This window comes from Erysipelatoclostridium sp. MSK.23.31 (assembly GCF_019125875.1).
GTDB classification, from domain to species: Bacteria; Bacillota_I; Bacilli_A; order Erysipelotrichales; family Coprobacillaceae; genus Thomasclavelia; species Thomasclavelia ramosa.
Genome location: NZ_JAHOCB010000067.1, coordinates 1 through 12,536 on the forward strand (window position 1 = coordinate 1; position 12,536 = coordinate 12,536).

Annotated in this window: 10 protein-coding genes; 1 reads left to right on the forward strand and 9 read right to left on the reverse strand. The window is 31.5% G+C overall.

Features of this window, described 5'->3' with window-relative positions:
• Positions 1 to 82: 82 nt before the first annotated feature.
• Genes proS through KSU54_RS17490 form a run of 4 tightly spaced genes read right to left on the reverse strand, consistent with a single transcriptional unit; the run spans position 83 to position 6,147 of the window.
• A complete protein-coding gene (proS, locus tag KSU54_RS17475) occupies positions 83 to 1,522 on the reverse strand; it encodes a proline--tRNA ligase (RefSeq protein WP_003537972.1) in 1,440 nt (479 codons plus the stop codon).
• Positions 1,523 to 1,575: 53 nt separating this feature from the next.
• Positions 1,576 to 4,608: an AAA family ATPase gene (locus tag KSU54_RS17480; protein WP_003537971.1), complete on the reverse strand. Its 3,033-nt coding sequence runs from the start codon at positions 4,606 to 4,608 to the stop codon at positions 1,576 to 1,578.
• On the reverse strand, positions 4,598 to 5,731 hold the full coding sequence (locus KSU54_RS17485) for an exonuclease SbcCD subunit D (protein ID WP_003537969.1): 1,134 nt from the start codon (positions 5,729 to 5,731) through the stop codon (positions 4,598 to 4,600). Before KSU54_RS17485 ends, KSU54_RS17480 begins: the two co-directional genes overlap by 11 nt.
• An 11-nt stretch (positions 5,732 to 5,742) precedes the next feature.
• Positions 5,743 to 6,147 carry a GNAT family N-acetyltransferase gene (locus KSU54_RS17490; RefSeq protein ID WP_008793008.1) on the reverse strand — a complete coding sequence of 135 codons (405 nt, stop codon included), beginning with the start codon at positions 6,145 to 6,147 and terminating at the stop codon, positions 5,743 to 5,745.
• A 149-nt stretch (positions 6,148 to 6,296) separates the two neighbouring features.
• Between KSU54_RS17490 and KSU54_RS17495 the strand changes: the two genes are divergently transcribed.
• A complete protein-coding gene (locus KSU54_RS17495) occupies positions 6,297 to 7,433 on the forward strand; it encodes a GGDEF domain-containing protein (RefSeq protein WP_217746710.1) in 1,137 nt (378 codons plus the stop codon).
• On the opposite strand, the gene KSU54_RS17500 is transcribed toward KSU54_RS17495, so the two are convergent.
• The 5 genes from KSU54_RS17500 to aroB are packed head-to-tail and all read right to left on the reverse strand — an operon-like array spanning position 7,430 to position 12,453.
• Positions 7,430 to 7,936: a shikimate kinase gene (locus tag KSU54_RS17500; RefSeq protein ID WP_003537966.1), complete on the reverse strand. Its 507-nt coding sequence runs from the start codon at positions 7,934 to 7,936 to the stop codon at positions 7,430 to 7,432. The genes KSU54_RS17495 and KSU54_RS17500 overlap by 4 nt on opposite strands.
• 9 nt (positions 7,937 to 7,945) lie before the next feature.
• Positions 7,946 to 9,064, reverse strand: a complete 1,119-nt coding sequence (gene pheA / locus KSU54_RS17505) for a prephenate dehydratase (protein WP_003537965.1) — start codon at positions 9,062 to 9,064, stop codon at positions 7,946 to 7,948.
• Between the two features lie 3 nt (positions 9,065 to 9,067).
• Positions 9,068 to 10,135, reverse strand: coding sequence for a chorismate synthase (gene aroC, locus KSU54_RS17510; RefSeq protein WP_003537964.1), 1,068 nt, complete (start codon positions 10,133 to 10,135; stop codon positions 9,068 to 9,070).
• Complete coding sequence (aroA, locus tag KSU54_RS17515; protein WP_003537963.1) at positions 10,113 to 11,393, reverse strand: 3-phosphoshikimate 1-carboxyvinyltransferase; 1,281 nt, start codon at positions 11,391 to 11,393, stop codon at positions 10,113 to 10,115. The genes aroC and aroA overlap by 23 nt, the downstream gene beginning before the upstream one ends.
• Before the next feature lies 1 nt (position 11,394).
• Positions 11,395 to 12,453: a 3-dehydroquinate synthase gene (gene aroB, locus KSU54_RS17520; protein WP_009009376.1), complete on the reverse strand. Its 1,059-nt coding sequence runs from the start codon at positions 12,451 to 12,453 to the stop codon at positions 11,395 to 11,397.
• Positions 12,454 to 12,536 lie beyond the last annotated feature (83 nt).

Sequence of the window (12,536 nt, forward strand, 5' to 3'; positions counted from 1 at the left end):
CGTATGCTCAACTGACTTAAGTCTATATGTTCAAATTTTCAATTTGAACAGGTAAACAAAAAAGATACGAAAATTTCGTATCTTAATATGCTTTTGCAAAATACACAACCTTTTTAGCTGGTTTACCACAAATAGGACAAACATCACCAAATGCTTCTTCCTCTTCTTTAATACATCGGCTGGTTGCTCCAGTTTCTTCTTTGATTTTAACTTCACAAGCCTCATCACCGCACCACATCATTTTGATATAACCGCCTTTAGTTTCCAATGTAGTTTTAAATTCATCATATGTGTTAACTTGACGAATATTTGAATTGCGATGATTTAATGCTTTTTGATACATTTCATCATGAATTGTGTCTAAAAGGGTTTCAATTGTATTAATTAGTTCTTGATCTAATGCATACTTCTCTTTAGTTCCATCATTACGTTTTGCAATTACACAAGCATTATTTTCTATATCCTTAGGACCAATTTCTAATCTTAATGGTACGCCACGCATCTCTGCTTCCGAGAACTTCCATCCTGGTGATTTATCACTTGCATCAACTTTAACTCTTATTCCAGCTTCTTTTAGCTGTTTTTCAATTTCATAAGCTTTATCTAAAACCCCTGCTTTTTGTTGTTGAATTGGAATAATCATTACTTGAGTCGGTGCCACCCGTGGCGGTAAAACTAAACCATTATTATCACCATGAACCATGATAATTGCTCCTAACAATCTTGTTGAAACTCCCCAAGATGTTTGATAAACATATTCTAATTTATTTTCTTTTGATAAAAATTTCATATCAAACGCTTTAGCAAAACCTTGTCCAAAATAATGACTAGTGCCTGACTGTAAAGCTTTACCATCATGCATTAGTGCTTCAATCGTATAAGTTTCTTCAGCTCCTGCAAATTTTTCACGTTCAGTTTTCCGTCCCGTTAGCATTGGGATTGCTAATAAGTTTTTAGCAGTATCTTCATAGATTTCTAACATTTGCAATGTTTCAGCCCGAGCTTCTGTTTCACTCGCATGAACAGTATGACCTTCTTGCCATAAAAATTCAGATCCTCTTAAAAATGGTCTTGTCGTTTTTTCCCAACGTACTACCGAACACCATTGATTATATAATTTTGGTAAATCACGATATGAATTAACTATTTTAGCATAATGCTCACAAAAAAGTGTTTCTGAAGTAGGACGAATGATCAAATTTTCTTCTAGATCATCTAACCCACCTTTCGTTACTATTGCGCATTCTGGTGCAAATCCTTCAACGTGATCAGATTCTTTTTGTAATAATGATTGTGGAATAAGCATCGGCATATAAACATTCTCATGTCCTGTTTCTTTAAAACGTTTATCCATGTATTGTTGGATTGCTTCCCACATCGCATAACTATATGGTCGATAGATAATAAATCCTTTTACGCTGCTGTAATCCATTAATTCTGCTTTACGACAGACATCAGTATACCACTGAGCAAAATCGTCTTCCATCGCCGTTATTGCATCATTTTTCTTATTATTTGCCATTATTTCTCCTCATTTCATTATAATCTTTCCCTATTTTACTATTAATAAAGTGATTATTCAATAGCAATCTTTGTTTCTTTGTTCTTCCGTGAAAGAATAATTTTATGATCAATTCGCTCTTTCAATTCACTAACATGCGAAATGATTCCAATTAATTTACCATCTTGTTGAATATCAATCAAACAGTCAATTGCTTGATCTAATGATTGACTATCCAAAGAACCAAAGCCCTCATCAATAAATAAAGTATTTAATTCTATCCCTCCAGCATAACCTTGAATCATTTTAGAAAGCCCTAAAGCTAAAGATAATGCCGCTTTAAAAGACTCTCCACCCGACAATGTTTTAACATCACGTAAAAGTCCACTTTCTAAATCAAGAACATCTAATTCCAGTCCTTGCTTTCCTGCCCCTTTAGAGCGGTTATCACGACGATAAAGCTGATAGCGTCCTTGCGACATACGTTTTAGCAGGGTATTAGCATAAACTAGAATATTTTCAAAATATGCCGCTAAAACATAACGTTCAAATGAAATTCGATAGCTGTTTTTTCCAGATGTAACCTCACTTAAATCTAAATAACATTGATAAATATCATGGCTATTACTTAATTCCTGATCAATATTTTTAATATTCTTGATTGTACTGGTTACTGTCATTAATTGGGCATTTAAATTATTTAAAATATTTAAAGCAGAATCTAATTTTTGTTTTAAAATAATTAGTTTTTCTTTTACGACTTCAACATCTATAACTTCAATTCCCTTTAATTCAAGTTGCAATTCATGAATTTGTTTATTCAAAGAATCCTTGGCAATTAAATAAGCCTGATACTCCTTTTCTTTATTTTCAAGCTGACTGACGTTTTTAATAATCTCTAAAAATTCCTTTTCATCTGTAAATAAACTATTCAGTTTCCCACGATATTCTCTTAGTACTTGCTGATAATTATTTTCCTCATCTTTGATTTGCTGGCAATACGACCTATTTTGAGCTTCCAATTGAATAATCTGTTCATTTATAGAACGGTATTTTTCTTCAATATCTTTAATTATTTTAGTCAAACCTAACAATTCTTTTTGCTTTTCTTCAATTTGCTGATCAACCTGATGATGCGTTAAATCTTTTAATTGTTTATTTTGTTCCATTCGTCCAATGACTTGATTTAATTGATCTTTATAAGCTTGTACTTGTGCATTATTTTTTTGAATATTCTGTTCTAATAAATCTAGATCCTTCTGATGATTAGCTAAACTTATTTTTAAGTTATTTAAATAAATAATTTCATTATCCAATTCTTTAGCCTGTTTTAATAATTTATTTTCATCGATATTGATCTTTCCTAATACTTTAATAAAAACTTCTTTCCCCAATTCTTCTTCAATTCCTAAGCGCTGACAATCATTTTCCATTTGTTTCTTTAATAAAGTAACTTCTTGCTGTTTTAATATTAAAGCATTATAAATATCATTTCGTGTTTCGCTACACTTATCAAAATTCTTTTTTGCTTTTTTTAAATCTTCTTGATAAACTATTTTTTGATCAAAATCTGCCAATTGTGGATGGTTTAAAGAACCACAAACAGGACACGGCTCATTTTCCTTTAAACTGCTTGCTAAAATACCAGCCTGGCTTGATCTAAAATGATGTTCCATTTGATCATATTTATTTTTTTCATTCAAATATTTTTCTTCAATTTTTTGATACTGTTCACGAAGCTCATAACAATGTTCCTCTTCTCTTAAAAATTTATCATAATCAGAGCTTAAGTTATGAATCTCAAGTTTATGAGCATGAATTTTTTGATAATTTTGATTTATCAACTCATAATCACCCTTAAGTTTATCTAAATGAGCAATACTATTACTATCTCGTTCGATAATTTTAGCACTTTTTTGTAATCTATCATTTAAACCGATATTTTTACTCTCAATTACTTTAATCTGTTTCCTTAAGTTATTTCCCTGATTTAAATCTTTTTGATATACTAAAACATTTTGTTTTAGTTCTACCATTTTTTCTAATTCAATTTGTCCCTGAGCAACTTCATCGTGATATTTAGAGACTAAAGCATACTGTTTCTCCTGCTTTTTTAAATCATTTTTTGCAAATGATAAGCGTTCATTTAAGACTTTTTCTTTTTCTCTTAGCTTAGCTAATTTAGTTTTACTACTAATCATTAGTGAATAGATATTTTGAAGTTGATTGGCTCTTTTTAAATCTTTGATCATCTTCTCTAATTCTCGATAATAATCCTCTTTGCTTAAATAATTCGATAGCTGGATTTTTAAATCATCTAGATATTCTAAGCGACGATTATTTATCTCAATGACATTTAGCTCTTTTGCCTTTTGCTCATAATATTGTGCATTTTGCTGGTACTCCATCGCTTTAATCTTTATCTTTTTTTCTAGTGAATCCAAATATTCATCTAAATCAATTTTCTCATCTTCTACATCAAGACTCTTTAACAACATCTCTCTTTGTTTAAAAAGTAAATCATATTTACTCTTATATTCTTTAACTCGCAATTTCAGCTGTTCTTCTAAGCATCTAAAATTATCTGTCTTAAATAAATTGCGTAATACTTTTTCTCGCTCTTCACTCCCTGCATAAATAAGTTTTGTAAATTCACCTTGGGCAATCATAGCAATTTGTTTAAATTGCTTATCATCGATTCCCAGGATTTCTTTAATTTTATAATTAACTTCTTTGATTCCTTCTATCATTTTACCACCCGGCAATGTTAATAATGCAGTGGGTAACTTAGGTGTTTTTTTACCTTCTAATAAATATCGTGGTGACCGCTTAATTAAATAATGCTGATTATGTAAAATAAAATCAAGTTCAACAAAAGTAGGAGTATCATGATTAGCTTGGTCACTTCGAAATTGTTCACTACTACGTTCACTCCCACTTGATACTCCATACAAAGCAAACATAATAGCATCAAAAATCATTGTTTTTCCAGCTCCAGTAGGACCAGTAATCAAAAATAAACCATCTTGAATAAATGGCTCAAAATCAATTGTCACTACTTGATGATACGGCCCAAATGCTGACATAGTAAGACGATTAGGCAACATTTTCTTTCCCTCCCATCATGATTTCTGTAACAATCTGTTTGGCTTCAGCACTTAGTTCTGTACCTTTTATTTTTTGATAAAATTGTTCAAATAAAGCAACTGAATCAAGTTTTTCAAATCCAGGATCAGCTTTAGTATTATTACTCGTTTCATTACTTATTAGTTTTGGATAAGTAATCTGCAATACATTTGAAAATTTTGTTCTTAAATAATCAATCGCATTAGGCACTAACATTGAATCTGTTAATTCAACTGCAATAAAATCATTATTATTAATGGCAAACGAATCTGCCATGATTTCATCAAAACTCCCAGTGATTTTAATTAAGTCTTGTTTAGGCTGTAATGATACAAGCTGATAGGATACTTTTTTATTATCAATCGTTACCTCAACTATACTTTTAGTTTGATTAACTTCGTCAAAAGAATAACGCATTAAACTGCCACTATAGCGAATAGTTTCAGTTGATATTTTTTGAGGTGCATGGATATGCCCCAAAGCTACATAATCAAATTGTTTAACTAATGAAACATCAATAATTTCCGTTCCACCTACACTTAATACTGTTTCACTTTCACTTCGCATAACTTCACTATTTCCAGCAATAAATTGATGGGTAATTAAAACATTCGGTTTAGTAAAATCTATTTTTTGATGTTCAAGATAACATCGAAAAGCATCCTGATATGTAACAATTTGTTCATCTTCATACAAATAGCGAATATAAGATGGTTTAAAAAAAGGCATTAAATAAAAATTAACCCCTTCAATTTCTATCGGCTTCATTTGTTTAGCCGGATATGCTTCAATATACAATCCTTCTTGTCTTAGCAATCCGCTAACAAAACTTAATCGACTCGCACTATCATGGTTTCCCGCTATCATCAAAACTTTTTTGTGATACTTTAAAATAACTTTTGTTAAAAAATCATTTAAAACATCAATAGCTTCATTACTAGGAACACTCCGATCATAAATATCTCCAGCCATGACTAAAACGTCTATTTCGTTATCGACTAAATAATCACAAACTTGATTCAGTAAATCAGCTTGAATTTCTAATAAATTTTGTTGATATAACAACTTTCCTAAATGAATATCACTAATATGAACAAATCTCATTATTTTCCTCCTTATAATTTAATTAAATAAACCTCTTTAATTGTTTCACCGGCTTCAAAATCTTTCCGATATTTTTTAGGTATTTCTACTGTTTCTAAATATTGTGCTTGTAATTTTAAAATCGTTTTTTTAGAAGCTAAATTATTTGGTGAACAAGTAATTATCAGTTCCTTAAACCCTAGTTTTAAGGCTATTGGTTTTATTAACTGGACTCCTTGATACGCATAATAATGCCCACGAAATTCGGGCTCAACAGTATAACCAATATGTCCATCATAGTATCGTTCTTCACAACTACCTTCTCGTAAAGTCATTCGCCCCACAATTTCATTGTTTACTTTCATTAAAAAAATATAATATGGTTTCCAGCCAGCTGGTAAATCTTTATCAATATATATTTGTTTTTCTAACTGCATCTCTATCACCTTAACACATTATATCATAAATACCATTTTGATGAGGATGAATATTATTACTTTGACTGACAATATTTGGTTTTATAATCAGCATATCTAAACACAATTTAGTCAATTTATGGTAGAATCAAAGAAAGGGGTTGAAACCAATGAAATTTAAACGGCTCGATCGGGTAGATTATCAAGTATCGATCATTACAATCATAATTGTTTGTGCATCCTTTTTTTGTGTCTATATTTTTAATTATAAAATCACTCACGATGATATGATCTATAGTCTAAAAGAACGTTCAAACACGATATATCATTATGTAGAAAATTATTTAGACAAAGATACTTTTAATCATAATTTTTCTCTTGATATGAAAAATGATACTTATAAACAAATAAAACAAAAATTAGAAGATGTAAAAAATGCAACAAATGTTTTGTATCTCTATACTGCAAAAATGACAGATGAAGGCGAATATATCTATCTTGTCGATGGACTGCCAACTGCAAGTCCAGATTTTCGTTATCCTGGAGATAAAATTGAAAAAGAAATAATTCCTGAGCTTAAAGCAGCATTAAAAAATAAAATTATTTTGCCAGATCAGATTAAGGAAACTACCTGGGGTCCCATTTTTGTTTCATATTACCCTATACACGACGAAGGAAAAGTAGTTGGCGTGCTAGGAATTGAATTTGATGCTAGTCATCAATTTGAAGCCTTTAAACAAATTCGAATTATTACACCGTTGATTGCCATTATGGCTAGTCTTATCGCTACTATCATTGCCGTTCTATCATTTAGAAGAATTTCAAATCCTCGTTTTAAAGATATGGCTAATACTGATTACTTAACAAATTTACATAATCGGAATGCTTTTGAAATAGATTTTGAAAACTTATCAACACATAAGCACAATACCGGAATAATTATTACCGATCTTAATGATCTAAAAAAAATCAATGATACATATGGACATCGTACTGGTGATGAATATATTAAAAAAGTTGCTAAAATTCTTGAAAAACATGTCCAAAAAAATACAGTTTATCGTTTTGGCGGGGATGAATTTATCATTCTTATTCATCATGATGCCAAACAGCAAATCAAAGCTGTTGTAACAGCAATTCAAACAGAGCTTTCAAAACAAACTGATGAAAAATTATCAATCTCTATTGGTTTTGCTGTTTATGATCCTAAAATTGATCATGATTTAAAGGATACATTCAAACGCGCAGATGCTAAAATGTATACAAATAAAAAACTAAATAAAGAAAAAAATAAGTTTGGGGATTAATCCTCAAACTTATTTTTAGTTATTAACTCAATAATTTTATCAGTAATATTTTCTAAAGTATCATCATTAACAATACGATGATCACAAGCTTCAAGATAAAGCTGATGCCGTTGTTTATCTAATTCATATAGTTTCTGTGGGCCCTCTTTTAACAAAGGACGACTTGTAACTTGAACATCCGTTAAAATATTATCAATAGGTCGATCAATATAAATGATTATTCCATTTTGCTTTAAATATTTAATATTTTCAGGTCTTAAAACAACCCCTCCACCAGTTGAAATAATATGCCCATTTAAGTCGGAAACATCTTTACATCCAGCAGTTTCATTATTCCTAAAATATGTTTCACTAACTTCAAACATCTCTGGAATTGTTTGATGATATTTTTCAACAATATATTCGTCAATGTCAATAACTGGTCTGTTTAATTTTTCACCAAGCATTCTAGATAAAGTAGTTTTACCACATCCCATAATGCCAATTAATACAATATTTTTCATCTTTTCTCCCTATGCATGATGGTAATTGCCTAAGACTCTTAAGGTAAGACAATTTGTTTTCATTTGTTCTAATGCCAATTTGACATTATCATCATGAAGACTACCTTCAAAATCAATATAAAAATAATATTGCCAACGTTTATCCTTTATAGGACGCGACTCAATTCTTGATAAATTTATTTGGTGATCTTTAATTGCTTTTAACACCCCATATAAAGCCCCAACTTTATGCTGTAATGTAAATACAATACTCACCCGATCAGTTTGAGGATGATCTTCAAGATGTTTAGCAAAAATAATAAATCTAGTATTATTAGTTTTTTCATTATGAATGTTTTCCTGTAATACTTCTAAATCATACAGTTTTGCAGCCACTTTTGAAGCAATCGCTCCTTTAGATAAATCATTACATTCACTTACATACTTTGCTGCTGCAGCTGTATTCGAAAAGTCTTGAGACAACATTTGAGGATTATTTCTTAAAAAATCAGCTGACTGCTGAATTCCTTGGGGATGACTATAGACTGTTTTGATATTTTCAATTTTAGCCCCCTTAATCCCTAATAAATGTTGTGAAATACAGACACTGTGCTCACCAACAATATAGAAATCGTAATCCCGAACTAAATCATAATTATCATTAATTGCTCCAGTTGAAGAATTTTCTAGAGGAACAATCCCATAATCAATTTCCGCATTTTTTAAAGCCTCAAAAACATCACGAAAATTAACATAGTTAGTATTTTCTACATTTCCAAAGTATTCTAACATCGCCTGATGAGCAAAAGCACCAGGCACCCCTGCATATCCAACTTTAATATTTTCTCGTTTTGGTGCAGCTAAATTATAAAGATTATTTAGAGGAATAAAAGTAGCTTGATAGCTCTTCCCGACATCCATAACATCTTGCATAAAATTACGTGCATAATCAGCAAGCTCTGGATTCATCATCCGTGCAGCATTTTTTTCAATTACTGCTTTTTCACGTTCTGGTTGAAAAATTTCTAATCCATGAGCTAATTTGTAAGTGACAACATCTTTACTAACATTCATTCGCTGCTCAAATAATTTAATCAATTGTTGGTCGATTTCATCGATTTCACGACGACATTGTTCTAAATCTTTCATAAATTACCTCACCAAATCCAACATTGCTAATGCTGCCATAGCTTCGACAACTACAGTTGCTCTAAAAACAATGCAAGGATCATGACGTCCATGAACTCCTAATGTTGTATTTTCATGTTTTTTTACATCAATCGTTTTTTGTTCTTTAGAAATAGAAGGTGTCGGTTTGATTCCAACTGTAAAAACGACTGGCATTCCATTAGAAATTCCACCAGTAATCCCACCATTGTTATTACTAGTAGTTTTTACTAGAGCATCTTGATAATAGTAACAGTCATTAGCTTCACTACCAAATAATTCACTAATCTTATCATTTCCAAAAGCTACTGATTTAACTGCTGGAATTGAAAATAACAAACTTGATAAATGACTCTCAATTGAATCAAAAAACGGTTCACCAAGACCAGGTTTTAAACCAATAATCGCACATTCAACCTTGCCACCTACTGAGTCTTGATCCATTCGTGCAGCATCAACAATATTAACAAACTTTTCATATTTTTCTTGATTAATGACAGGATAATGTTGTCTGCGTAAATATTCAAGTGTCTTAGTTGATAAACGCATATCAAAATTTTCATCATACTCGTTTTTAATACTTAGAATATGTGCTCCAATTTGAATCCCCTGTTTTGCCAAAATTTGTTTTGCTATAGCCCCAGCAAAAACAACCGGAGCAGTGATTCTTCCTGAAAAATGGCCACCGCCACGTACATCATTAAATCCTCTATATTTAATAAAAGCTGGATAATCACTATGACCAGGACGCATTTTTTCTTTTAATAATGAATAATCTTTAGAATGCTGATCACTATTATAAATTATTCCACATAATGGTGCACCAGTCGTTACATCATCCTGTAACCCACTCATTATTTCTACCTTGTCAGCTTCTTTTCGAGCAGTTGACATTTTATCCTGTCCAGGAGCACGACGTTTCATTTCTTTGGCTACTTCCTCTAAATCAATCTTGATTCCGCTTGGTAGATTTCCTAAAACAATCCCAATTGCTTTTCCATGAGATTCTCCAAAAATTGTTATCTCAATATTATTTTTCCACGTCGATGACATCAATAATTCCTCCTAATGACTGGTAATCTTCCCAAAAATTTGGATAAGATTTTTCTACACATTCCATATTATCAATAACAACAGGCTGACTGCTGCGAGTAGCAGCAATTGCTAACATCATTGCAATTCGATGGTCCGCAAAACTAGAACAATTACCGCCAGTAAACTCATTAACACCGCGAATCGTCATTCCATCAGGTAACTCTGTGACGGTTCCACCTAATTCATTAAGCTGTGAACGAGTTGCTATGATTCGATCACATTCTTTAATTCTCAATCTTTTAGCATTAATAACATCACTTTTACCTTGAGCTAAAGCTAAAGCTACTGAAACCACAGGTATAACATCAGGGCATTGACTAGCGTCAACAATTGTTGCTGCTAAGTTTTCACCCGTAACCTTGATACCATCACTAACTACAGAAATTTTAGCCCCCATGGCTTCAAGAAATTCTAAAGTTGCTTTATCTCCCTGTAACGAATCAAGATTCAAATCTGTTAATACAACATCATTCCCAATCGCTCCAGCAACTAGATAAAAAGCCGCCTGAGAAAAATCTGCCTCAACTCGATAGTCATGAGCCTGGTATTCTTGTTTCCCCATTACAATAAAACTTTTATAATCATTATTGACAATTTTAATTCCATATTGATTTAACATCTGCAAAGTTAGATCAATATATCCTTTTGATTCCAACGGTGAAGTGATCTCAATAATCGAATCACCATCTAATAGAGGTAATGCAAATAGCAGTCCAGTGATAAACTGTGAAGAAATATTCCCAGGAACCTTATAATGATCGGGTTTTAACTTACCAATTACATATAGATCAAGGATATCCTCTTTATAAAGATAACCAATATTTTGACGCTCAAATATTTCATAAAAAGTATTTAGCGGTCGTTTCCCCAAATTACCGCGTCCAACAAAATGAGCTTTATTTTCCTCAACAATTGCAATTGGAACCATAAACCTTAGCGTCGATCCAGATTCTTCACAATCAATCTCACTATTTTGCTTTGTATAAGTAGTTGTGCCATCAATGATTAAATAGTCATCATATTTCTCTATTTTGGTTCCCAATGATTGCATTGCTTTAATTGTTGCTTGAATATCTTTAGAATATTCAATATTATCGATACGACTGATTCCTTTAGCTAAACTAGCACATATAATAGCTCGGTGAGCTAATGATTTTGACGGTGGTACTTGGACCACACCACTTAATTTAGTCGGTGTAATTTTTACTGCTGTCATTCTATACCCTATCCTTTGCTTGAATTAATGAAAGATTACTTTGATAGACATAGCTATCCCCTATTTCCTTTAACAATACTAACGATAATTTTTTATTAATATTTTTCTTGTCAAGACTTATTGCCTCCAGTAAGTCGGTTGTTTTTAATCCGCTATAAACTGGTAAATTATATTTAATACAAATTTCTTTTATTATATCACTAGTCCCCACTGGTGATAAATCATTTTCTTCGGCAATTTTAGTTAATTGTACCATTCCTATTGCAACTGCTTCACCATGTGAATATTTCTCATAATGATAATATTGTTCAATTGCATGTGCAAGTGTATGCCCAAAGTTCAGTAATAAACGATCCCCGAAGTCAAACTGATCTCTTTCGACTACATCACGCTTAATACCAATGCAACGATAAATTATTTCATCGATATCCATGTATAACTGTTCAAAGTTATCATAACTATTTAGTTTATCAAACAAACTTTTATCTTTAATACAGCCATATTTGATTACTTCTCCCATCCCGTCATTAATAAAACGCTCTGGTAATGTTTTTAAAGTATTTGGATCAATCAAAACCATTCTCGGATGATAAAAAGCCCCCACTAAGTTTTTTCCTTCTGGTAGATCAACTGCTACTTTCCCCCCTACTGAAGAATCAACTTGTGCTAATAATGAAGTTGGGATTTGGACCAATTTAACACCTCGTAAAAAGGTCGCTGCAACAAACCCGGCTAAATCCCCAATAACACCGCCGCCTAAAGCGATGATTAAATCTGTTCTTGTTAATTTAAAATCTAATAAAGCTTTATATAACGATGGTAAAATATCAAAACGTTTAGACTGTTCACCATGAGGAACCGTTACATGCTCAACAATGTATTCTTTATTTAGAACGTTTGTTAATAAATCACCATAATAATGATAAACTTGATCATCCGAAATTATCATGATTTTATTACCTTGATATATCTCCTTGATATATTTATCAGCTTGGTTTAAGATTCCTTTTTCAATATAGATTGGATAGCTATTTTCTTTTAATGAAACTGTCATTTCCATCGTTATATTTCCTCCTAATTAATTATACTTTCTTTCCAACAACTTCAGCTATTTTAGAAATTTGTTTTAATAATTCTTCATAT